This window comes from Pseudomonas sp. CFBP2511 (assembly GCF_030209255.1).
Lineage (GTDB): Bacteria > Pseudomonadota > Gammaproteobacteria > Pseudomonadales > Pseudomonadaceae > Aquipseudomonas > Aquipseudomonas avellanae.
In genome coordinates, this window is sequence record NZ_JARVSI010000001.1 from 56,001 (window position 1) to 80,149 (window position 24,149).

A 24,149-nucleotide genomic window follows, 5' to 3' on the forward strand; every position below is an offset into this window, starting at 1 on the left:
CGACCACTGCAGGTCACGAATGCTTTACCCGAATCGGACGGACAAACGCACTGGGGATTATTTGTAACAAATTACCGAAGCAGGCCATGGCAACAAGGTCTGCTCTCGGTAAAGAGAAAAAAATGGCATTAACCTAGCAGATAGGCCCCAGTCCATGCCGCACGTGCGGTCATCTACGCTGGAATGACACCGGAAGTCCAGCTCAAGCGGCCAGCCGCATTTGCGATCGCAGTAGAACATCCCTTCAGCCTTGCCAGGATACCCGGAATGGCGTCCGATACGCTGTACAGAACTCAATCAGCAAATAGGCGGGCGCTCAAGCTACTGTGACCACTACAACATCTATCAACGCACGATGGCGCAGTTCAATCGGCACAATCTGATGGGTCATATGAGCATGGCGACAGATCAATCTTGGCCAAGAAAGCCGCCCGAAAACGGCTGTTCTGAGACGACTTATCTTACCAGCCAGGTCTCGACCTCTCGCCCAAACTGGGCTTTCCAAGCTTTGAGTATCTTATGGTTACCACCTTTGGTTTGAACGACTTCGCCGGTCACTGGGTTTTTGTAAACCTTCGTCACTCTCAGCTTACGGGTTTTCTTCTCAGGAACAGTTGCCGGTACTTTTCGACTATTCAATCCTTGAGGATCAATTATGCTAACTATCTCTCTCAAGCTGTAACCGTAGTCAGCCAGAAGTCCACGGAGCTTTGTCTCAAACTCGATCTCTTTTTTCAGTCCGGAATCGTTTTTAAGCATTTCTAACTCTGCAAGCTGGGCTGCGAGCTGCTGTTCGAGTTTTCTGTAGTCAGCGAGACGAGACATGTAAAGCTCCTAATCCTAATAATTTACACATAATTGCTAATCTGTCCCAATAAAACTGGGAGGCTAAAATCAGAGGGGTGTTATCAGTCGACCTCATCTAGGGGGCTAACCAGCTTAAAAAGCAGGTTGCTTGCAGCGCGATTTCCGAAAGCGTGCACAAAGCATATTAATATAAACCTGCTTCGCGAGTTGAAACAACAAACCAGCATTAATCATCGGTATTGCAAAGGTCTGAAGATCATGAGAATTGCTTAGCAGGAAGTGGGTGGCCTCAATATAAGTCTGTCATCACCGGCTCCTCAGCGCAATAGCGTCTCGCTGACAAATATACCGCAGCAGCTTCTTCTGCTGCGCCTTGGTTAAGAAGGTTAACATCATCATGACTCATGCAACGAGGGCAACCAAAACTTTTTACGCTATTAATCCATCAAACTCATCGTTGCTATCGTGGGATTCTATGAATCCAGTACCAGCAATAAAGTAAACTTCACAGATAGTATGTAAAATTCTGCGGAATAAGCCATCAAACTCTTTTTACCAGTCAGGAGTTGCGGCTGTGAAATTCGAATGTGTAGGTTGTGGTGAATGTTGTAAAGGAAGATTTCTGCCGCTTACCCTTGAGGAGACCGTGGCTTGGCTAGGTCGTGGACACGAAGTGGTCATCATGCTTGAAGGCTTTGACAGCAGCAACTGGCCGACGAGCTCTCAAGCTTACGAGCACCATTCTCGCCGCTCAGCGCTAGTGAAAAGTGGCGTTAGCACAGCACGAGTGATCCCTATTTTTGCAGGTAACAACCTGAACGCTTGCCCAAATCTTCAAGCTGACAACGCTTGTGCCATTTACGAGCAACGACCTCTCGTATGTCGGATTTATCCACGCGAGATCAATCCGTTCATTGCACTCGCACCAGAGGCCAAGGAATGCCCTCCAGAGTCCTGGATTCAGGACGGTGACCCCGACTTGGCGGACACAGAAACGTCGCAATATGCAGGGTTAATTTATCGTTCACGTTCGGCGGATCGGCAAGACGCCGCTATTAAGCTCGCGGTTTGCGACCGTCTTGATTTCAGATCCGCTGGATGGAAAGGAGACGGGCTCGTAGTCTATCAGCCGAGTATCGAAACTCTGCTCCGCGCAATCGAACAATCTCAAAACGAGAAAAGTATACAACCTATCACCCAATGGACGTTGGTCGCCGCAACGGAGACGCTACGCCGGGAGCTGCTTGCCAAGGGTTTGACTGTTCAGAGCAGTTCCGAATGCAGCGCAGCATTCGTTCCCCTTCCTTCGGCTCACTGAACAAAGTCGAAGCGGCCACGTGATGAAAGCTCCAGTGGCCTAATGAAAGTCACCGAGAATCTAGCTAATAGGTCGCCAGAGCCTAGCGCCACCACCCGTTGCGCTAGGGATGGATTACGGTTTCACAGCATCGAATGACCCGCACCACTTGGTACAGCGCTAAGCTCGCTCTATATTCTTAACGCATCTGTAGGACAATAGGACTACTGCTGGCGGGATTAGTACTTTCACGAAGAGATTTGACCTTATCAGGCTTAACGTCGCCGCCTCGATTCCCCCATGAGCCACGAACGAATGACAATACATCAGCGATTTCTTTGTCCGATAGCTGATTGCGGTACGATGGCATCCGGTATGTATCCGGAATGCCGTTCAAAACAACTCGGGCAGAACCGTTCAACGTGACATTCACGACAGTGTCGCTTGCGCTTATCATCGCCGAAGAAGCTCCGGCCAGTGGCGGAATCCATTGACCCTGACCCTGCCCGTTAGAGCCATGGCAGCTGCTGCATTTGGCCGCGTAAATCGTCGCGCCAGCCTGAGAGTCGGCCGTTGAGGCATTAGGGGCCAACGGTGCAACAACGTCCCTAGCAGGATCTCCCTTTAAGGAAACAAGATAAGCCGCTATACCTGCTAGGTCTGGATCCGACATGTACTGGGTAGAGTTGTTGAAGACTTCGGCCATGGTACCTACCACTACACTATGCTGGTTACGGCCTGACTTTAGGTAATCGAAAATATCTGCCTCACTCCATCTTCCCAGACCAGTGTTGACATCCTGCCGCAGGCTGGGGGCATACCAGCCGTCCAGAAGCGCGCCACTTAGAAACAGAGGACTGGACTCATCAAGAGCTTTCTCGTTCATGGTCAGACTTCTAGGCGTATGGCAGCTGCCGCAATGACCAGGGCCTTGAACGAGGTAGGCGCCTCGATTCCACGACGAGTCTTGAGAGCTGTCAGGCTTATATGCTCCATTTTTAACAAATACAGCATTCCACAGTGCGAGTGGCCAGCGCATGTTCAAAGGAAAGGGAATTTCGCTGGCTTGATTTGGCTGGAGTGAGGGTTTCACTCCTCGCATGAAAAACGCATAGAGCGCTTCTATATCTTCGTCACTAAACTTGGCGTACGAAGGATAAGGCATCGCTGGATACATCCGCTCGCCGTTGGGCCTGACGCCTGCACGCACTGCACGATCAAAATCCTGGAGTGTGTAACGTCCAATACCCCACTTCTCATCTCCAGTTATATTTGTCGAGTAGATTGACCCCATCGGCGTCGCCATCTCCAACCCGCCGGCAAACGGCTCACCTTTAGGGATACTATGGCAGGCCACACAGTCTCCTAGCCTTGCTATGTATTCGCCACGGCGGATCAGTTCAGAATTAACAGCTTGAGCAGATGATTTCGTAAGCGTTGACCGCGGAAGTGATTCCACAAACCACACCAAAGCGCCAATTGCGACGACTGTTCCCACCGACAGGATTTTTATGACCTTGTTCAAGTGTCTTTCCCTTATTAAACGTCGAAGCGATATTTCGACAGCGGTATGCTGCGAATCCGTTGCCCTGTTAGCCAAGAAACTGCGTTCGTGACTGCAGGTGCCACAGCAGGCAGTGGAGGCTCACCAATACCACCCATTTTTTCACCGCTCTCGATTATCCGGACATGCACCCTCGCCATCATGTCCGCAGTGAGAATGGGATAAAGGTCATAGTTTCGAGCAGTGCGTTCACCATCTTTATACTCAGCGTGCTCAACCAGAGTTTGGGATAAACCGAGCGCGACTGCTGAGTTAACCTGAGCCTCAACAATGGCGGGATTTACAATACTACCGGGATCTATGGCTTGCCAGATGTCGTGAACTTTAACTCTTCCATTCTGGATCGACACCTCTGCGATAACCGCCGTTTCCGTTCCGAAAGGTGAAGCCATCGCTATTCCTCGCGCACGCTTCGTTCCGTCCTCAGCTATAAATGGGCCACGTCTCCACCCTCCCGATAGCTCAACCACTGCGTATAAAAGATTAAGCAGACGAGGGTTACGTTTGAGCAACGTTATTCTCAAATCGACAGGATCGATGCCGCCGCTGTCCGCCAGCTCATCGAGAAACGCCTCGTATAAGAAATCATTCAGAGAATTACCTACAGAGCGCCAATAACCGAGCATCGCAGGAGTTTTGGAGTAAACTTGTGCAATCCGCCTATTAGGTATGTCGTATTGTTTTCCAGCCAGCCCTTCAACAGCCGTCGGGTCAATTTTCGCAGCGCGTTTATTGGCTATCCCTTCGGTTGGCCCTTCGGTTGCCGTAATGGCTTCAAGGGCTGTTGGTATCCCGTCCGCATCCAAACTGGCGCGAAAACGTACAACAGCTAGCGGCCTGAGCACATCACGAAGAAACTCTTCCTCCCGACTCCAAATCAATTTAATGGGACGCCCTGTTGCCTTGGCTAGCTCAATTGCTTGCGGGTAAGGCGTGGCAGTGGGATACAGGAAATGCCTTCCAAAAAAACCGCCCAACAGCGGGGAGTGAATGGTGATTTGCGATCGTCCAAGCCCTGTTATCTTAGAAATGTCATCTAAAAACATATCTGGAGCTTGATTAGGCAACCAGATTTCTAGGCGCCCTGCGGTATCAAACCAGGCAAGGGCAGATGGGGGCTCTAGCTGAGCGTGATTAAGATATTGTGTGTGATAGGTAGCCGAAACAGTTTTTGCGGCGTTCGCAAAACCATGCTGTAAATCTCCACGAGTTTCGGCAACGTCGCCGGCCTCTCGCGCGCTGCCCAAAAGCTCTACATACTCATCCGTGGAGAAGTCGCTCGGCATATACCGAACCGACGAATCGCCGCTAGGCTCTACCCACTCTACCTGAAGGCTTTCTACGGCTTTTTTTGCCACCCACCAGCGCTCTGCAACAACAGCAACCGCGCCTGAAAGACGATGGACAGAATGCACACCCTTTAGATTCTTTACTTGATCTTCATTACGCACAACCCCTACCTGCAACCCCAACCGTGGAGCATGCTGCACCGCCGCATGGAGCATTGAGTCGACGCGAGTGTCGATCGTGTACTGGGCCTTGCCGGTGGACTTGTCATAGATATCTAAACGTGGAACAGGTTTACCGATCCAACGAAATCTGCTCGGGTCGCGAAGAGTGACCGTTTCCGGATCAGGCACAGGCAAGTCGAGCGCCTCACCCGCAAGCTCTCCGTAGGTGGCTTCTCGTTTTGAGGGTAAGTGGATTACACGGCCCGGCTCAGTAGTGAGTTGGCTAACGGGAACATTCCAACGAATGGCGGCTGCTTGGAGAAGCATCAACCGGGCACAAGCCCCCATTCGCCGCATAGTCATATAGCTTTTTCTCATCGACTGACTGCCGCCAGTCACACGCCCACCGCCTTCCATTACTTTAAAATCGTCACCGGGAGGAGCATTGTCGACCAGAAAACCTGATGGTTCAGCATCTAGCTCCTCACCTACGATCTGCGCCATGCCAGTGAATATTCCTTGACCTCCCTCAATGAAGGGGCTTTGAAGACGAATGGTGTTGTCGGGCCGGATTTCAAGAAAAGCGGGCACCCTCATCCCTGGCTTAAGCGACTCAGTCGAACCGGCTGCTCGAGCTTGGGAAATAGGAATACCGAAACTTATAACTAACGCCCCTGCAGCAGTACCAGCAGAAGCCATTAGGAAATGACGCCGGGATATATTTACGGGATTGCCCTTGACGGCATCACCGGTATCAGTGCTTGGATAATCGTGCTGTGCCATGTATCAGCCCTTTGATGGATCGAGACGAGCGCATGCCTGAGGCCTTCCGCCCTGATCATAGGGAAGCTGAGGCACTCGGAATTTACACGCCAGTAAGTTACCGATGATTCAGACCATACGGTTCAGCCCTCGGCCAACTCAGCGACGGCGGCTTTGATTGCGTTATACGTCCCGCAACGGCAAAGATTGCTCATCGCGATATCTATATCTTGCTGAGAGGGATGCTTAATACGCTGAAGCAGCGCCGTCGCTGCCATCACTTGCCCTGATTGGCAATACCCACATTGCGCGACCTGGTGTTTAACCCAAGCGGCCACTACTCTGCGGCCCAGGTCATCTTCTTCAATAGCCTCGATTGTCCTTATCTTCGCCCCCACCAACCCTTCTACTGGCGTTACACAAGACCGAACCAGCAAGCCGTCTACCATGACCGAGCAAGCACCGCATTGGGCTAAACCGCAACCATACTTTGTTCCTGTCAATCCGATGTCGTCGCGGATCACCCATAAAAGTGGTGTATCCCCGTCAGCATCCACTTTGAATAAGGTGCCGTTAACATGAAGATCCATAAAAAAACCTCTTTTCTCAGCTCTAAAGAACGAATGCCCGCTGATTCGCACCTCCATGTAAAGCGACCATACGGGTGGCTAAGCATCTGAAGACATCTGGGCTGATTCATCCGTCCACCCTAATAGCGCAGAGGAGAAGCGGCAAGCGATGCTCCGTGAGACGCTACGCTAGCAACCAGCAACAAGATCGATAAATGCTCTCGGCTCAGAACAGCCGCACCCCGCAGCAGGCATAATCGACAAGAAATACATAGGCATCGCGCGCTAAGGCGAGCTCTGCCCCTCGCAGGTTGCCCAGGCTGACATGCCCGATGCGTCAAGCGCTGATCGCAACCGCCGCGAATGAAAACCCGGAGACGTCCTTCCTCTGACATGGCTAAACCAAATTAACTTCAGGGCTGCTCCGGAAATATCGAATTGAAATGAGTTAAGACGATACTCAGTTCAATGTATATCAGCATGCGTTCAATTTATTTGAGTATCAGCGCTAACAAGAACATGGTAAAAGCTTTTGTTGATCACATACAAAGCACCGATTCAATCCAATACATGAAGGTGGTACTCAATGCTGCAAGTTACACTACGAAGCCCTGGAGGATTAAAGAGCCTCGCAATGACGGAAACCGTGGCACCGGCTAAGGCATCAAAAGGACATGTGTTAGTCAAGGTTATAGCAAGCTCGCTAAATTACCACGACTACTGGGTCGCAACACGTTCTTATGTTGGCGGTAAGGAAATAGTACCGCTGTCAGACTGCGCGGGAATAGTGGTTGGCATAGGAGACGAGGTTACGAAGTTTTCCCTCGGTGACCGAGTTGTATCGACCTATTTTCCCACTTGGGTTGATTACGACTGCATGCCTTCAGATTGCAACGCAGTACCAGGGGATGGAATAGATGGGTACGCGCAGGAGTACGTATCCGTTCCAGAGGGGTGGTTGACGTTCGCACCAAAGGACTGGTCATTCGAAGAAGCAGCGACAATCACTACGGCCGGCGTAACAGCTTGGAGAGCCCTCAATGTTGATACTCAAGTATCAGCAGGTCAGACAGTCCTCGTATTGGGTACAGGGGGTGTGTCTATCTATGCATTACAGCTCGCGAAACATGCAGGGGCTACGGTAATCGCCACGACATCGAGCGACGCAAAAACTAAGCGACTGATAGCGTTGGGCGCCGACCACGTAGTCAATTACAAGGAAACTCCGGAATGGGGCAGCGCTGTTCGACAGCTAACTGGCGGAAAGGGGGCCGATATCGTGGTCGAAGTCGGGGGCCCAGGTACGCTCAAGGAGTCGATGATCGCCGCATCGGTGGGCGGCCACATCGCGATGATTGGAGCTCTTACCGGAGGAATGGGTGAGATCTCTACGGTGCAGCTGCTGTTGAGGCAGCAAACATTAAAGGGCTTGATGGTGGGGACACCTGCTGATCAGCAGCGTTTTATTGACGAATTAAACCGAAGCACTATCCGCCCGGTAATTGACCGTGCGTTTGGAATAAACGATCTAGCTGAAGCGTTTGAATGGCAAGCGAGCGGCCAACATTTTGGAAAGATTGTGGTGAGTATTGCTGCGCAAAAATAGCTGCGCGACACAATGCAGTTCAGCCCTAGAGACCGCCGAACCGAGCATACTTCAATTTCCTTGAACTAAAACTTAAAATAATTCAATTGCAGTGAAACTATGCGCGTGCAAAATTAACACTACCAACCATTACCAATGCGGTAGAACCTAGGTAACTGATATGCAAGTAGCGCTTGAGCTGGGCGGCCACTGGCCCGATAAAACTATTTCAATGGACAACCTTTTCCCTGAAATGTTGGAAACGGTCAAACTTGCCGACAAAGTTGGATTTGATGCGTTCGTCATGGGTGAACACCACTTCATGGATTACAACGCGACGCCAGACCCGCTTGCTCTCGCAAGCTACATATCCGCGATTACGACACGCCAGCGTATGATTTTGGCAGTTATGCTCCTTCCCTTGCATGATGTGCAAAGGCTTGCAGGAGAACTGACGATGTTAGACCAGCTCACACGCGGCCGAATTGACATAGGATTTGGTCGCGGCGGCGGGCCGTATGAGTTACGTCGATTCAATATGCCATCCGACTACGAAAGCGCGCGCGAGATCTTCGAAGAACGTCTTAAAGCGATGCGAATATTATTCGAACAGCAAGATATTTCGCTCGACTGGCCACATACTAAATTCAAGGATGTGACCATTGTTCCGTCAGTATATCAAAAGCCATACCCACCGATCTGGATGGCAGCGCAACGGGTTGAGGCGGCGTTCCACATTGCTAAGCAAGGCTACCATGTCATGATGTCGCAGCTACGGAATCCAATATCTTATGTACACGAGATGATGGAAGCATTCCGCGGCGGAGTAGCTGAGGCTGAGAAGCATCAAGGCGACCAAAAGATCGCGATTATACAATGGATGTATATTGCTAAAGACGAAGCTGACCGCAAAGAAAAGATTGAACTGGCGTACCAAAAACATAGGAAGTTTATGGGCCTTTATCAGGACTCTTCAATAATCAAAGGGGGACACGTTCCGGGTGTGGACATCCCAGGTACACCCGAAGAGTATGCCGAGAATACACTGATAGGTAGTTTGGAGCAGGTGACGGAAAAGGTTTTGGAACTGAAGGAGATCGGTTTCGACTACCTGATGCTCCAAGCACATTGTGGCCCTGATCACCAGTCGATTATGGATTCCTTAGCGAGCTTCGGCGAAAATATCGTGCCCCTTATTCATACCCCAGAAGAAGCCGCGATAGCTGCTGCCTGTAAATGATGATTATTCTCGAGGCATATGATGAGTAGATATAGTCTAGTAGTGCTGCTGAATGCTGCTGAAGGACGAGATGAAGAATTGAACGACTGGTGGACTAATACGCACATTCCAGACGTTCTACAAATTCCGGGGTTTATTAGCGCTCAACGCCACCGCTTAGCGGAGATACAGCGCGATGGCGCCGGGCGCGAATGGAAATACCTAACAATCTATCAAGTAGACACAGATGACGTTCAAAACTTGTTTGACGAGCTGAAGCGTCGCGCGGGTACAGCTCAGATGCGCAGCACAGACAGCTATGCACCTGGGGGGCAAGTGCATCTTTTTGAATCCGTCAGCCCGCTGATATTTCCAACCGAAGGACTGCCTAACGGCGAGACTTTCATTTAAACACCCAGCGTGATATCTCACAATCAAGTTATAGGTCAATTGCATCATGGATAATTCATGGCTCGCCATTCCTGAGGCTGACAACTTTACCCTAAGAAAAGCATTTGGAAAGTTCGCTACAGGCGTAACCGTTGTAGCGACTCGCCTGGAAAATGGCGAGCCGCGTGCTTTCACTGCAAATTCGTTCACTTCCGTTTCTTTGGATCCGGCCTTGGTTCTGGTTTGCCTGCTTAAATCATCTGGCAGTTATGAGGAGTTCAAGCATGCTTCCTCATACTCGATCAGTATACTAGCAAACAACCATAAAGATCTATCGAGCGCATTTGCCTCTCGCGATTCGGGAATAAAAGCTGGTGCGTCAAGGATGCTCAGCGACGATTTTGTGCCGCATGTCGCTGACTGCCTAGCAGCATTTGAGTGCACACCATATCAAATGATTGACGCGGGCGACCATCTGATAATGCTCGGAAGGGTGGTACGGTTCCGGACAGCCGATGGAGCTCCGCTCGGTTATTTTAGCGGCAAATACGTAAGCATCGAAAACGTTCAAAACACAAATGCGTAACACTGTATTCATCTGGAGATAAATATGAAAAAAGCTTTTGAAGTATTTCGGGTATCGGATGCAAAACTTGATTTTCCGAATGATGGCGAAACTGGGTCAGCACTATGCCGAATGGTGGATGAAAGCTACAACGACGAACTGGGCGCTGGCATGTTCCGCATCCACCGTGACCCCGCAAATGTGAACCTTCCCTACGACGAAATCTCGATCTGTATTCAGGGCTTACTCAAACTTACAGTAGATGGCGTTCAGCATGAACTGAAAGCTGGGGAGTTTGCCTGGATCCCTAAGGACACCAATATTACATTTGATGGCGAGCATGCAGTAGCAGTGTATGCGGTATACCCAGTAAATTGGCGCCAACGCAATGAAGCTGCATTGGCTAGCAAAAATGATTAAATTTGAGACTGCATGAACTTTTTCCCTGTCCGATGAAGGAACTTCAATGTTGACCCACTCACCGTACAGTACGCCCGATGAAGTCAGTCTACAGCTCGATCTAATCAACCACATGTGGGATAAAGCCCCATACCTCGAGTTCGTTGGCAGGCAAAGTGCGGCTGCAAGGCAGCACTTGGCCCACATCGCCGATATCCGCGTAGGTGCGCGAACAGAAGAGCGGATTGACGTATTCCTCTCAAACCGAGAAAAGTCTCCAATCGTGGTCTTTATACATGGAGGTTGGTGGAGGGGGGGCACTCGCAAGGATTACTCCTTTTGTGCCAATGGCTTTGTGAGCAGTGGGTACACCGTGGTCATCTCCGATTACACGCTATGCCCCAGCGCCACTGTTTCGGACATCACTCAGGCATCTCGAGCGGCCGTCATTTGGGCCTACGAGCATGCGGACGAGATCAATGGGGATAAAGACCGTATTTTTGTCGTTGGGCATTCTGCGGGAGGGCAGCAGGCGGCCATGATCTCAGTCACCGATTGGGCATCACACGGCGTCCCCGCTGACATCGTTAAAGCAGTGGTACCTATGAGCGGGGTATTCGACATGCAGCCTTTTCAGTCGAGCTGGTTGCAGGCTTGGCTGCAGCTGGATGGAGATCAGGTAACGAGAGAGAGCGCTATCCATCATATTAAAGCTTCCACTCCCCCAGTGATGGTAATGCTTGGCGGGGAGGAGTCCGAGGAGTTTCACCGTCAGTCTCTCATGTTTGTAGACGCGCTCGGCCAAGCAGGCACTACCGTTGAGTATCACGACATGAAGGACGAAGATCATTCATCTTTGTTGTTCATGCTAGGAAATCCGGACAGTGAAGCCTCCAAAGTAATGATGTCATTCTTTGACAGATGTTCTCTTAATACCGCAGTTACACGGTAGAAACTGCCCTTATCAAATGGTTGGGAGGTTCAAATGGAGCGCGTGGGTATATATTATGATGGGGGGCCATTTTTGGATGGTATCCGCGGGTTGGGAATGACCGTAGATATTCGCTGGGCCGATTTCATGGCTTCAATAATAGGAGAAGGCAGGATCTCAGTCGCACGCTTCTTCATATCTCGACTTCCTGAGTCACCATATCCGGCAAAATATCAAAAACAGGCGCGGTTGGTTGAGGAATTGACTACCGTAGGCATTCACTGCCATCTTGGCCGTACTGAAATAGCCAATAGCGTTTTTTTAGAGAAAGGCGTTGAAGCGCTCATGGCGACAAAAATGTTACAAGACGCCTACGAAGATACTTTTGACCGAGCTTTTATCATCAGCAATCGCATGGACTTGCTTCCCGCTTTGGAGGCGATAGAGCTGCTTGGCAAAAAGGTAGAGACTGCTTTTTTTGATCTGCAGCTGACGAAGGCACCACAACTGGGCCAAAAGTGGAAAAAAAATCTAACGTTGCAAACCGCCAGCGTTTATGACAACTCGGAAAGCGGTCGGAGGCCGTTCTTTCCGATGTGACATCAAGCCCTGGTAGTCATCAGACTGCTCTGCCTTATCATCCAAAGCATAGGGCAAGCAGTCTTAACCCAAGCTAGGTAGGCTTGAAGATTTCGGCAAAGAAATCCTTCATAGCCTGCCAAGACCTTTTATCAGCTCTTTCATTATAACGCGCGCCTGGATCAATAAATCCTGGGTCTGGCTGCGTAAAGCTATGCACGGCGCCGCCGTAGAATGTGAGCTGCCAATCAACTTTGTTATCCCGCATCTCGTTCTGGAACGCCGCTAAGTCCTCCGGCTTCTGGAAAGGATCATCAGCGCCGGCGAGAGCCAGTATCTTGCCTTTTATATTCTTAGCATCGTTAGGCGCCGGCGCATCGAGTCCACCATGAAAACTGACCACGCCGTTAACCTTGGCCCCACTCAATGCCAGCTCAAGAACTGTGGTGCCACCAAAGCAGTACCCAAGTGCAGCGACCTTTGAAGGATCTACTAGATTGTTCTTGAGCAACTGATCGAAGCCTGCGTTGACGCGCTCGCGTAGCAGCGCTCTGTCACCTTTATACCGCATGGCGAGCGCGCCAGCTTCGTCCGTACCTTTTGGCCTGATGCCTTTCCCGTAAATATCGGGAGCAAACGCCACGTACCCCAGCTCAGCGAGTTGTCGTGCTCGGCCTTTCTCATAGTCCGTAAGTCCAAGCCATTGATGTACCACGAGTACTCCCGGACGCTTCCCCTTCAATGCGTCGTCGTAGGCAACATAGCCCTCAAAAGATTGCCCATCCACCTGGTAATCTACGACTCGAGAAACAATCTTGGCGTTCGCAGTTGACATAAACGCTCCCGCACACATTGCTGCGGTTAGCAATACTAACCGGCCTGCCCTGCTCTTTTGGATTTTCATACTGCTTCCTTCGCTGCTTGTTGACTGGTCGTTGGGGCGTTGGTGTTGGTGTTGGTATTGGTATTGGTATTGGAACTGGAAAAGATTATTTGAATGGGGAATGTATTGGATTGACGCCCTCCCACCAGGGACTATTCGGTGGTGGGGAACGATCAAGGTGGATTAGCTGACCAATGAGCGGAGTGAATAGGACATAATCCTTCCCAGCACTCGCAGCGCTAACGCGCTTGAAGGGATCGTCCCAGTCATGAGGGGCCAGTGAAAATCGTCCAACATGCTCAGGTATAAAAACTCGCGTGTGGAGCTCTTCAGCTGCTAGTGCCGCTTGTTCCGGGTTCATGTGCACATTCGCCCATCGGGGGTCATATTGCCCAGTATCAAGCGCAACCCAATCGAAAGGGCCGTACCGCCTCGCTATTTCTGCGATGTGAGGCCCATACCCGGTATCTCCGCTGAAGAACAAACGATGCCTGGAGGTCGTCAGCACAAATCCCACCCATAGCGATTTATTGAATTCCAACCCCCGTCCGGAGAAATGGCGTGCAGGCGTCGCGCTAACGGCGAGGCCGCCCCCCATGCCAACCTCTTCATACCAATCAACCTCGTGAATTTGAGAGGTGTCATAACCCCACGCTCGAAAATGCGCACCGACACCCAAACCGGCCACAACTGCATGGATCTTCGGTCGAAGGGACTTGATTGTCGGATAATCCAGATGGTCGTAATGATCGTGACTGATGAGGAGTAGATCTATGTCTGGAAGGTCATCCGAGGAGTAAGGGGATGCACCCTCAAACGCCTCGTTCACGTAAGGTATTGGTGCCGCATTGGTGCTGAGCACCGGATCTATCAAAATTCGCTGCCCGTTCATTTGAATAAAAAACGAAGAATGCCCAAGCCAAACCAGTTGATCCTGAGATCTATCTAGAGCCTTGAGATCGACTTTTTGAGTAGGTATGGGAGCAGGTGGTCGCGGGTGCCCTTTCTCGCCGAACAACATATCTTTCCAGATAGACATTTCCGTGCTGCCCGCAGTATGGATGGGGGTCTCGACCTGGTTTTGAAAAGTGTCATTTACAGCGTTGGGGGAGTGGCGAATTCGTTCAAGCACTGCGCCGTTAGGAAGCGCTCCGAATAATGGTGCCTGCAGGTAACCATAGATGATCGCAGCAAGGACAGCCGTAACGGCGAGAAAAATCAGTAAGACCCGCTTCAAAATAAAAATCATATAAGATCCCTGAGGCATGGCTGATTTCAAGATTGGTCGCTACCTACTTGAGCCAGTCCGAGCTCTCAAGTTGCACACCGCGCTGCAATACAGCCCGGTTATAGAAAGGCGTACGGATGATACCTCGCCTCAACCACGCCTAGAATGTAGATAATCTGATCTCAGGGATGAAAATAAAAGATAAATGCGGATAGTGAGGTCAGCAGCTCAGTGTGACCTCTAGAAGTGCAAGGGAAGCTTGAGCGCAGCCAGGGACACTGATGCGTAAGAGGCTATTGGCGTATTTGGCGTCGGATAGCAGAGTTAATGACCTGAGTTGGCTCGGCACTCAATGAAGATAGAGCTCGCCTTGCCCAAGGGACGGCTACCGCTCCGAAGTGTGCAGACTAAGGACTATAGAATCGATATAGGGTAGTCCACAATCACACGCACTTGCTTGATATCTCCCTCGCCTTGATCCACATTGCCAGAATGGATGGCCCCACGAACCCGGAAGCTAAGATCCTTTGCTACCCCTCCTTGAATGACATAACGGAACTCCGAATCAATTTCATGGTGCTTGCCATCGGCGCCATATAACGGTTCACCGCTGGCATTCCTGTAGCTACTGACGGCTGGGGCATTAGTGCCGTCAATATCCCACCCCCAAGTGTAACGACTGCGGAACGTCAAACCAGGCAATCCGTAGGTTGCAAAGTTAACACCGTACTCAAGCTTCAAAGACTGCTCATTGGGGCCGTTGAAGTCTGAAAACTGGGAGGAGTTGGCCAAGTAAATCGCATCACTGCCCTTCCCGTCTCCTACGCCTACATAATCATACGGTGTGTCGCCGTCCACCTTTTGATATCCCAGACTAATTGTATGTGCAGCCATAAACGTATAGGCTGTGTTGAGCGACCACGTGGTGTTATTGATGACACCTGCTTTCTGTCCCCCCTCACTTAGGGTGCGGTACATATTAAAATCAAATGATAGAGAGTCATCTTTTCCAAGTGGAATCACGTAGATGGAGTTCCAGTAGTACTGATTCCAAACATCTTCTAAATTGATAGCGTACAGGCTCAGATTGATACGGTCATTCACAGCGTACCTGCCTCCTACGTAGTCGGCTGACTTCGCAGGTACAAACGCGTACGCAGCCCAAAGATTCCCCTCCCTAGAGGTCGTCGGCTCTGATGTGCTAGACCAGAAATGGCCTCCCTCTAGATCCAGATCGGTTACCTCGCTCGACAGTACCTGTATCCCTGTAGCAGTCTGCGGTGTAAGACGAGTACCTCCCAACGCAAAAACCGGAGACGTAACAGGTTGCATGTCGCCAATGCGGATTTGTGTTCTTGATATGCGAAATTTCGCAGCTGCACCGGCTTTACCATAAGCGCTATCGTTTTCACGGCTTCCGTCAGCATTCGAATCCATGGTGAGATTCCATGAACCGGCATACCGGTCGGGGCCCCACAGTCGGATACCGCTGTAACCAAAGGCGTCGACACCAACACCTACTGTCCCCTGTGTAAACCCGGAGGAGAAAACGCCCTGTAAGCCTAACGTCCAGTCTCTGTAATCATCAAGCTGGTTTTTTCTGTCTCTGTTGAAGTAATAGTTTCTCAGGAGAACATGGAGCGTGGAATCTTCAACAAGGCCATTAGAAGTAGCTTGGTCGCTTACGTAGGGAGCCGCTAGTGCGATCTGTGGCACAACACTCACTAAGAACGCCGAAAGCCCACATCGAATATTAATGTATGTCATCCAATTCCCCAAACAGATGTGCGCCAACTGCTATCACGCCGAATCACAAGCGATATGAAGTCGGAAACAAAGAACGGCAGCAAGACCGAGCGATTTTATATGACAATTGGCAGGCGTGAATAAAGTTACGTAGAACATTACTCTGCAAACGGTCACATACACTAAGGACTGATCAAGTCTTCGACACCAAGACAGTATCACCGGGCGACCAACAGATGCTGATCGATTCGTTAGCTGTCCAGTCCGAGTTACTCTCAGAGCTATCGAGCGTAACGTCTAGCGCTTGTCCAGAAGGAGACCGAACAGATATTTCGGTGTGTGAGCCAAGAAAAATAGAATTAACGACCTGAACATTCAGAGTATTAACATCAGCGCCAATTTTGATCCGCTGAGGGCGTAGAGCAAGTAGCACCTCTGACCCGATTGTGAGAGCGACCTCGGAATGATGTAGAATTATTCCCAAGCCCTTGCACTCGAGCTTAACCAAACCTTCAGACTGACCTACAACCTTGCCTGACAAAAAGTTACTTTTGCCCAAGAAATCAGCGACGAACTGGGTTTTGGGCCGTCGGTATAATGTTGCCGGATTGTCAACCTGGACTATCTTTCCCGCGCGCATGATAGCGACACGGTCTGACATAGCCATCGCCTCCTCCTGATCATGCGTCACATTGATGAATGTGCAACCCAGCCTGCGATGGAGCTGTCGCAATTCCAACTGGAGATCGTGGCGCAGCTTCTTGTCCAAAGCCCCCATTGGTTCATCCAGTAGTAAGACCCTTGGAGAGAACACAAGAGCTCTGGCAAGCGCGACGCGTTGCTGCTGGCCCCCGGAGAGCTCTTTAGGCATCCTTGTACTCAGGTGTGTAAGTTGCACCTGGTCAAGCAAGCCTCTAACTTTCGCCTCGATATCAGTTTTACCCAAACCCCGGATTTTCAGCGGATAAGCGATATTCTGCGCAACAGTCATGTGGGGGAAAAGAGCATAGCCTTGCAAAACAACACCGAAATTTCGGTCTTCAGGGGCTAGTCGAACGATTGACCGGCCTCCCATCAGGATATCGCCGTGAGAAGGGTCTACAAAACCTGCTATTGCCATCAGCAGCGTACTTTTACCTGACCCGGAAGGGCCCAGCAAGGTCATAAACTCACCTTCGTTGACTGTGAGAGACACATCGTCCAAAGCTAGGAAGTCGGCATAGCTTTTTGTGACTCCATAAATTTGAATATCAGATTTTGGATTAGCCAAATTAGCAGATGTCATAGAACCACCTCAGAACTCGTTTTCGCTCGCGACTTAATAAGTGTATAAAACGCAAAAACTATTGTTACGAGTATCATCATAGACGCGATAGCGGTCACCGCTGGGTCGATATTCTCCCGAATATCCGTGAATATCTTTCTTGGAAGTGTATAGACATTCGATGACGATACGAACAGCGTAACAACCACCTCATCCCATGAGGTAAAAAACGCAAATGCTGCGCCTGAAAATAATGAAACTTTGAGATTAGGAACAACCACATGGATTAACGCTTTTATAGAGCTGGCGCCAAGACTTCGAGCCGCCTGTACGATTCGTTCGTCTAAGTTACTTAATGCTGCATTCACGGTCAGAAAGACAAATGGCATGCCGATGATCGAATGCGCTAAAATCACTCCCAGAAAGGTATCAAATAGGTTAAGCGTGACCCATGACCGCGACAGCGCCATAGCAGTTACGACTGATGGAACGACCAAGGGCATAAGTGCCAGGATGCTAATGATTTTTCCAGGCATAGCCTTGAGCTGCCACGATGCAATTGCTGCTGACGCACCTACCACGGTTGCGATAATCATCGCACATAAGCCAATCAACGTGCTCTGACCGATAGCATGAAGCCAAGCTGGATCATTAAATACAGCTTCATAATGTCGCAACGACCACTGTCCGTTGGGCATCGAAAGATAACGCTCAGATGTGAACGAAAACGGGATTACCACAAATAGCGGGGCTAGAAGAAATGCAACAATAATCCAAGCGAAGGAATTGACAAACATAAGCTTTGGCGTTTTATCGAGAGACATCAACCGAACCCTCTTTTTAATCCTACAGTTTTGGCCATAACCCTAATCAGTATCATCGTAACTACAAGCAGAAACACCGCTTGCGCCGCGCCAAAGCCCCAACGCAAAGTCTGCATCACCTCGACGTTAATTGACTCAGCCATCATCACTACACGTCCGCCGCCTAAAATCGCTGGCGTTACGTAAAATCCCAGCCCGAATACGAATACTACAACTGTGGCAGCGAACACACCGGGAACCGTTAAGGGCAAGTAAACCCTAAAAAAAGTTTGAGTTGAGCGAGCGCCAAGGCTTCGAGAAGCGAACAACAACTTGTCATCGATATCTCTCATCGTCGCAAACAAAGGGAGTACCGCGTACGGCAATAGGTAGTGCACCATTCCGATTACTACCCCCAGCTCATTGCGAACCATCTGGAGGGGTTGATCTATCCATCCATGCTCGATCAGCCAATTATTGACAGGCCCATTGTCTCGAAGCAAAACCAGCCAAGACATGGCGCGGATGAGTACCGAAATCCAAAGCGGTACCAGCACGCCTATCATTAGTAACTGCCGATGCATACTGGATGCCCTGGCTAGGGCATAAGCGACAACATACGCTAGCCCCACAGTAATAGCGCTGGTAATCAAGCATACTCTTAGGGTCGTGATCAAAACCTTCAAAGGCCCTCTTGCCGTAAACAGGCGATGAAAATTTCCAACGCCTGGAGAAGGATCTGAGAAGCTGATCAGTAACACGTTAAGCAGCGGAACAATATAAAGAAACCCCACAAGAATTAATATTGGCAACACCAAGAACCAGACCGAATCCAATCTGTTTTTTCTCATGCGAATACCTGCGGGCGCCTTCAAACTATCTTCAACCAGAAATTGCATCTAACCAAGTTCCCAATTCACTGTTCATGTGCTGTGCGTACCACAGGTCGTTGCGAATGATACCTTTGTCTAAGTGAGACGTCGGATTGATTCTCGCCTGGGCCTCATTCAACTGGTTGATTGCTGCAGGGTTAGCAGGCCCGTACCCCATCAACTCCAGAACTTTGATTTGGCTTCGTATATCTTGAGTAGATGCAATGAATCGTTGCGCAGCGGCCACATTCTTTGCACCTTTAGGAATGTTCCATGTTGCGGGTGTGACAATCTGATCCTCCCACGTCCAGGCAATTCGGTCATTGGTATCACGTGCAACGGATGTTGCACGAGTATTCCAGACTGCCCCCATTACTACCTCGCCATCCAGGAAAAGCTGCTGACTCGACGCTCCCGAGTCCCAGAGAACCAAGTCATCACCTAATGACTGAACCATCTCCGTTACTAGATTCATGTCGATTGGATAAATCTCTTCTGGTTTACGCCCGGCTCCTAACATACATACTTCTGGCATACATAAGAACCATTTGAACAACGCTCGCTTGCCAGGAAAGTTTTTGCGATCAAAAAAATCCACCCAATTTTTGGGCGCAGTGGACAACTTACTTTTGTCGTATGCTAGAACTACCGAGTATACGTAGTTACCTGCTCCATAGGTTTGCTTGTTCCAATCGAAAAATCCGTTCGGACTCACAATATTGTAGTCGATGGGCTCGAGATAGTCGGCTCCTAGCATAGGACTGAAAAACCCGTCGCCATCGAGAACATCCCAATGAACGTTGCGGTCATCAACCATCTTTTTGACTGTCCCGACAAGCGTCCCGGAGCCGTCGATATTGACCTTAATACCTGTACCGCGTTCGAAAGGTGTAGTCCACGCATCCCCGAAAACTTTCACGGCATCACCGCCTTGGTTTGCGACCGTCATCTGCTCATTGCCGTATGCGCTAGGCAGACCCAAGCTCGACATAGCCACCCCACCACTGACTACTAAACACGCTTTCAAGAAATCACGCTTGGTTATCTCTTTCTTAACGAGCTTATCTTTCAATATGGCGATAGAGTCTTCTTCGATACTTTGCACAACAAGCCTCCCAACCTAGCACAAAGCCAGGCGTGCGTAATGGGGCAGGTATTTAAGTTGGCTCAAGCAAAAATGCCTAAGCACGCATCTAGTGGTTCTGCGACCTTTAAATCAATAACGTCAAAGAATCAGGTTTGTCATCTCACCCTTATATAGTGACGCTGCGATGATCAACAGTGACATGTTGTGATGTTCTGTTCAATTGATTTTTTATCGTCTTTAGTTCATTTTTATTGAATACAGGTATGAGCCGAAATCGCTGAAAAGCCCGAAAATCAACGACTTAGGTTTTCTCCCGAAATTTTTGCGCTTGTCCTAAGACCACTGCGGCCCAAATCCGCTTTACATATACATGCTGGCTGATAACTATAATTACATTGGGTATGATTCTGGATGCATCATTTGGGTGCGACACATATCTTAAACTTCCTGTTTTGGTGCGGATACAGCAGATGAATATTGAATTGGCGCGAACATTTTTAGAAATCGTTTCGACGGGAAGTATGGCAAAGGCGGCTGATCGTCTGCATGTCACTCACTCAACGGTAACCATGCGTGTTAAAGCGCTGGAGGAACTGCTCAGGCGCCAAGTGTTGATAAGAAACAAGTCTGGAATTTCGATGACCGCCGCGGGTGTGAGATTTCACCGCTTTGCGGAGGCGCTGGTGAGAACCTGGCAAATGACCCGACGGCAAATGTCACTCGCCTCCGGGTTTACCGGAATCATCTCGATTGGCGCCGACACCTTGCTGTGGGATGACATCATGTTCGATTGGGTGTGTCAGTCGAGGCGAGCACGCCCCGACCTTGCAATACACTGCGAAGACGGTGACGCCGAATATCTTGTCAACAGACTGTTCCAGGGTTGGTTGGACATTTGCGTTGTGTATGAAGCGAGAACGATCAGCGGCTTCACTGTCGAACCCTTGTTCGATGACCCACTGATTATTGCATCCACTGAAAAACGATCACTGAGGGAAACCTTCGATCCTGACTATATCGAGATATATTGGGATGAAGGTATCCGCGCCCAGGAAGAATTATTCTGGGGTGAAGCTGACGAAACGCCTCACGTCTCTACTATGAGTTCCTCCCTAGGGATGCGCCTGGTTAGCGAATTTGGTGGCTCGGTGATTGTACCTGTAAGGTCATTGAAGAGCGGGCCGTACAAGGACAAGCTTTATGCACTGCCGGGCTGCCCTGTCCTGCCTCGCAAAGCGTATCTGATCTATTCGCCTGAAACCCTGCGCGAACGACTTCCCGGCATTACCATTGAGCAGGTAAAGGAAGAGATAGTTAGGCTATTCAACGCGCTAAACTGAACACAGTCTCTAGGCCTTGTTAATGCCTGGGCTTAACGCCCAGGCTGCTTAGCATCAGCTAAATGCCATGCATTCGCTTAATCAGTTAAACCCGCTTCAGCCGGTTGCCGTTACCGATCACCAACGCAGCAAGGATTAAAAGGACGGAGCCACCCAATAATGGGCTGGCGGGATTCACCGTGTCCAGTAAATGGCCACCGGCCGCGCCTCCGAGCATGATCGAAAGCTGAATTGAGGCTATCATCAAGCCCCCCCCGCTTTCTGGATGATCCTGCAGCTCCCGTCCCAGCCAGGTAGACCAGCACACAGGTATTGCTGACCAGAGCGCCCCCCATGCAACCATTGCGGCTGCTGCGATCCAGTAGCTTCCACCAAAAGCAGCGAGCAGCAGCGTAACCACAGCTAGGACACCGGGTAAAAATCGCAGCATCGGATACAGACGTCCACGTTGAAGCATTACGCCTGCGAACCTCGTACCAACAAAACCAGCCAAGCCCAAGCCAAGCAACAGAAGAGATAGGGAGTGCGAATCAACCTTCGTCTCCGTCTCCAAGAATGGTCGAAAGTAGGTAAAGGCGCTCAGGGCACCTGAAAAACTTAGCATCACACCCAGCATTCCAAAAACGACATACCGTCGTTTGATTAGTAAGAACAGCTCAACAAACCGTATCTTTTTCCCAGGCTTCATGTTGGGCAAGCTGACGGCCTGCCAAATGAATACGCAAAGGACGATCGGAATTAGGCCACCGAACACGGTACGCCAACCCACGGCCTCTCCCACATAGGCTCCAATAGGCCCTGAAAAAGCCGTTGCCATGGCATTCCCCATGAAGATCATGCTCAGCGCAATGGGAACCTTGGCTACCGGCACCAACTGCATGACCGTTGCAGTCGACAGAGTCCAAAAAGCCCCAATAGCTAATCCCAATATTGCCCGTGCCAGCATTAAGGTCAGGAAGTCCGGAGCTACAACGGTGATGAGCAGGGAAACAAGTAGTAATGCGGTAAGGGTTAGCAGAACCCGCTTGCGATTGAAGTAAGACGCGATTGGAGCCGCGATCAAACTTGCTAATAGAGCAAAGAGTCCGCACACGGAAATAGCTTGCCCCGCCATCCCTTGTGTAACGCCCAAGTCATCAGCAATAGGAGTAAGAAGGCTCATTGGCAAAAACTCTGAGGAGATCAGCATCGCCACACAGAGCGCCATCGAGCCTACGGCGCTTCCTATCTTGGCCTTCTCTTCAGGTTGATCCATCACGGTTGAAGTCGTCATGTTCATCTCAGCTTGACACGCTCACTGCACTTACGGACACTTGCAGCAATCAAACGCGTCGTTCAATTAAATTGAATCTCCCAATTCAGCGCGCGCTGAACTAGATAATTCCCCAGTACAGCAACGGCCGATCCTAACGGCAGTTATGAGGTACTGCGCATAAGAAATCACGATTGCAACCATGAACTAAGCCGAACAATGCGTATACTGGAAACCGCCATCAACGTTGACTCACACACCTAAATATGATTTACCATTGGCACATTGCTAGACTGAGTGCGCCTAATGCGCCCAACCTATCCTGCGTTGCAGGGGAACCAGTACTTACAAATTGGGGTTTTAAAAGAAAAGGAAGAGACTACTTTTGAAGCAGATTAGGGAGGGACTATGAAAGGTTTGGGCCAGTACTATCGGGAAAAGACACCAAAGGCTGAACCATAGCTCAGCCTTGGGTGGTCGTAACTTATTTTAAATTCTTTTGGAAAAACGCAGTTAGCTTGTCAAACGGGATGAGATTTACACGATCATAAAGGTCTACGTGATTAGCGCCTGGGATGATCACAAGCTCTTTCGGTTGCCCAGCACGCTGGTAAGCGTCTTCGCTGAACTCACGGGAGTGCGCAATCTCACCGGCGATGAACAACATAGGACGGGGCGATATGGTCTCTATGTCGTCAAAAGGATAGAAGTTCATGAACTTCACTTCCGAGGTGATCGCGCGGTTTGTGGTGAGGTATAGAGAGCTGCCTTTAGGTACAACCTGACCACGCGGGGTGCGGTAGAAATCAAAGAACTCTTTTTCAATAGGGTTAGCATTAGCGCGCAGGGTCTCAAGCATGCCGTCTACATACTTCTTCGGGCCGCCCTGGAATTCCACGTAACGTTGGTCGGCGGCGGCGGCGAGTGCCTGCTTACGCTGATCCAACGTCTGAGAATGCTTCAGGCCGTTCCGGTTTACTGACCCCATGTCGTACATACTTACCGTCGCGACCGCTTTCATGCGTGGATCAAGTTTTGCTGCGCTGATCACGAAACTCCCGCTACCGCATATGCCGAGTACACCGATGCGGTCACGATCGACGTAATCACGCGTTCCTAAATAGTCAACAGCTGCGCTGAAGTCTTCAGCATAGATGTCTGGGGATACAGCATTACGGGCTCCCTCACTCTCCCCCCAAAACGACAAATCAATTGCTATGGTTACAAATCCTTGCTCAGCGAGTTTCTGTGCATAAAGATTTGCACTCTGCTCTTTCACAGCGCCCATCGGGTGACCAACAACAATAGCAGGATATTTAGTGTTTTTCGCGCCACCTTTCGGAGTAAACACGTTTGCAACGACTTTCATTTCGTACTGGTTTTTGAAGGTGACCTTTTGCACCGTAACTTTATCACTTTTATAGAAGTTATCAGCACCATTCGACATGTCTTGCCCCATTGCAGTATATGAAACGAATAAAAACGAAAACAGTAGCAATAGCTTTTTCATAGCAAACCCTCATTATTGAGTAACACTAGACTCGTTCTCGGCATAT

Annotated in this window: 22 protein-coding genes; 9 read left to right on the forward strand and 13 right to left on the reverse strand. The window is 50.0% G+C overall.

What is annotated here, in order from left to right:
- Positions 1-456 precede the first annotated feature (456 nt).
- The gene (locus QRN38_RS00270; protein WP_057417549.1) at positions 457-825 is read right to left on the reverse strand and encodes a histone-like nucleoid-structuring protein, MvaT/MvaU family; all 369 of its coding nucleotides are present in this window, start codon (positions 823-825) and stop codon (positions 457-459) included.
- A gap of 556 nt (positions 826-1,381) precedes the next feature.
- Between QRN38_RS00270 and QRN38_RS00275 the strand changes: the two genes are divergently transcribed.
- Positions 1,382-2,125 (forward strand): YkgJ family cysteine cluster protein, encoded by a 744-nt coding sequence (locus QRN38_RS00275; RefSeq protein ID WP_159420712.1) that lies wholly within the window; start codon positions 1,382-1,384, stop codon positions 2,123-2,125.
- A 178-nt stretch (positions 2,126-2,303) separates the two neighbouring features.
- Here QRN38_RS00275 and QRN38_RS00280 read toward each other — a convergent pair whose 3' ends face one another.
- The 3 genes from QRN38_RS00280 to QRN38_RS00290 form a co-directional block, all read right to left on the reverse strand.
- Complete coding sequence (locus QRN38_RS00280; protein WP_057417615.1) at positions 2,304-3,644, reverse strand: c-type cytochrome; 1,341 nt, start codon at positions 3,642-3,644, stop codon at positions 2,304-2,306.
- Complete coding sequence (locus QRN38_RS00285; RefSeq protein ID WP_057417550.1) at positions 3,644-5,902, reverse strand: xanthine dehydrogenase family protein molybdopterin-binding subunit; 2,259 nt, start codon at positions 5,900-5,902, stop codon at positions 3,644-3,646. The genes QRN38_RS00280 and QRN38_RS00285 overlap by 1 nt, the downstream gene beginning before the upstream one ends.
- A gap of 122 nt (positions 5,903-6,024) precedes the next feature.
- Positions 6,025-6,471: a (2Fe-2S)-binding protein gene (locus tag QRN38_RS00290; RefSeq protein WP_057417551.1), complete on the reverse strand. Its 447-nt coding sequence runs from the start codon at positions 6,469-6,471 to the stop codon at positions 6,025-6,027.
- 613 nt (positions 6,472-7,084) lie between these two features.
- On the opposite strand from QRN38_RS00290, the gene QRN38_RS00295 reads away from it, so the two are divergent.
- The 7 genes from QRN38_RS00295 to QRN38_RS00325 all read left to right on the forward strand — a co-directional run bounded on the left by QRN38_RS00295 (position 7,085) and on the right by QRN38_RS00325 (position 12,139).
- Positions 7,085-8,056 (forward strand): zinc-dependent alcohol dehydrogenase family protein, encoded by a 972-nt coding sequence (locus tag QRN38_RS00295; RefSeq protein WP_235814494.1) that lies wholly within the window; start codon positions 7,085-7,087, stop codon positions 8,054-8,056.
- Positions 8,057-8,216: 160 nt separating this feature from the next.
- Positions 8,217-9,275, forward strand: a complete 1,059-nt coding sequence (locus QRN38_RS00300; protein ID WP_057417553.1) for an LLM class flavin-dependent oxidoreductase — start codon at positions 8,217-8,219, stop codon at positions 9,273-9,275.
- Between the two features lie 42 nt (positions 9,276-9,317).
- On the forward strand, positions 9,318-9,665 hold the full coding sequence (locus QRN38_RS00305; RefSeq protein WP_144433541.1) for a DUF4286 family protein: 348 nt from the start codon (positions 9,318-9,320) through the stop codon (positions 9,663-9,665).
- Between the two features lie 46 nt (positions 9,666-9,711).
- Positions 9,712-10,230, forward strand: a complete 519-nt coding sequence (locus QRN38_RS00310; RefSeq protein WP_081025291.1) for a flavin reductase family protein — start codon at positions 9,712-9,714, stop codon at positions 10,228-10,230.
- A 24-nt stretch (positions 10,231-10,254) separates the two neighbouring features.
- On the forward strand, positions 10,255-10,629 hold the full coding sequence (locus tag QRN38_RS00315; protein ID WP_057417556.1) for a EutQ-related cupin domain-containing protein: 375 nt from the start codon (positions 10,255-10,257) through the stop codon (positions 10,627-10,629).
- Positions 10,630-10,675: 46 nt separating this feature from the next.
- Positions 10,676-11,560, forward strand: a complete 885-nt coding sequence (locus tag QRN38_RS00320) for an alpha/beta hydrolase (RefSeq protein WP_057417557.1) — start codon at positions 10,676-10,678, stop codon at positions 11,558-11,560.
- 33 nt (positions 11,561-11,593) lie between these two features.
- Complete coding sequence (locus QRN38_RS00325; protein WP_057417558.1) at positions 11,594-12,139, forward strand: NYN domain-containing protein; 546 nt, start codon at positions 11,594-11,596, stop codon at positions 12,137-12,139.
- Positions 12,140-12,212: 73 nt separating this feature from the next.
- Here the strand turns inward: QRN38_RS00325 and QRN38_RS00330 are convergent, their stop codons facing one another.
- The 7 genes from QRN38_RS00330 to QRN38_RS00360 form a co-directional block, all read right to left on the reverse strand.
- Entirely contained in the window at positions 12,213-13,022 is an 810-nt protein-coding gene (locus QRN38_RS00330; RefSeq protein ID WP_081025292.1) for a dienelactone hydrolase family protein, read from the reverse strand.
- Positions 13,023-13,107: 85 nt separating this feature from the next.
- Positions 13,108-14,250 (reverse strand): MBL fold metallo-hydrolase, encoded by a 1,143-nt coding sequence (locus QRN38_RS00335; protein ID WP_057417617.1) that lies wholly within the window; start codon positions 14,248-14,250, stop codon positions 13,108-13,110.
- A gap of 393 nt (positions 14,251-14,643) precedes the next feature.
- Positions 14,644-15,996: an OprD family outer membrane porin gene (locus QRN38_RS00340; RefSeq protein WP_057417559.1), complete on the reverse strand. Its 1,353-nt coding sequence runs from the start codon at positions 15,994-15,996 to the stop codon at positions 14,644-14,646.
- 172 nt (positions 15,997-16,168) lie between these two features.
- Positions 16,169-17,260, reverse strand: a complete 1,092-nt coding sequence (locus QRN38_RS00345; protein WP_057417560.1) for an ABC transporter ATP-binding protein — start codon at positions 17,258-17,260, stop codon at positions 16,169-16,171.
- Positions 17,257-18,063, reverse strand: coding sequence for an ABC transporter permease (locus QRN38_RS00350; protein WP_057417561.1), 807 nt, complete (start codon positions 18,061-18,063; stop codon positions 17,257-17,259). The genes QRN38_RS00345 and QRN38_RS00350 overlap by 4 nt, the downstream gene beginning before the upstream one ends.
- On the reverse strand, positions 18,063-18,941 hold the full coding sequence (locus tag QRN38_RS00355; protein ID WP_217998280.1) for an ABC transporter permease: 879 nt from the start codon (positions 18,939-18,941) through the stop codon (positions 18,063-18,065). Before QRN38_RS00355 ends, QRN38_RS00350 begins: the two co-directional genes overlap by 1 nt.
- Positions 18,925-20,019, reverse strand: a complete 1,095-nt coding sequence (locus tag QRN38_RS00360; protein ID WP_057417562.1) for an extracellular solute-binding protein — start codon at positions 20,017-20,019, stop codon at positions 18,925-18,927. Before QRN38_RS00360 ends, QRN38_RS00355 begins: the two co-directional genes overlap by 17 nt.
- Before the next feature lie 452 nt (positions 20,020-20,471).
- On the opposite strand from QRN38_RS00360, the gene QRN38_RS00365 reads away from it, so the two are divergent.
- Positions 20,472-21,341, forward strand: a complete 870-nt coding sequence (locus tag QRN38_RS00365) for a LysR family transcriptional regulator (RefSeq protein ID WP_159420713.1) — start codon at positions 20,472-20,474, stop codon at positions 21,339-21,341.
- 85 nt (positions 21,342-21,426) lie between these two features.
- Here the strand turns inward: QRN38_RS00365 and QRN38_RS00370 are convergent, their stop codons facing one another.
- Both QRN38_RS00370 and QRN38_RS00375 read right to left on the reverse strand, forming a co-directional pair.
- The gene (locus QRN38_RS00370) at positions 21,427-22,614 is read right to left on the reverse strand and encodes an MFS transporter (RefSeq protein WP_235814495.1); all 1,188 of its coding nucleotides are present in this window, start codon (positions 22,612-22,614) and stop codon (positions 21,427-21,429) included.
- Positions 22,615-23,077: 463 nt separating this feature from the next.
- Complete coding sequence (locus QRN38_RS00375; RefSeq protein ID WP_057417564.1) at positions 23,078-24,103, reverse strand: alpha/beta hydrolase; 1,026 nt, start codon at positions 24,101-24,103, stop codon at positions 23,078-23,080.
- Positions 24,104-24,149: the final 46 nt, after the last annotated feature.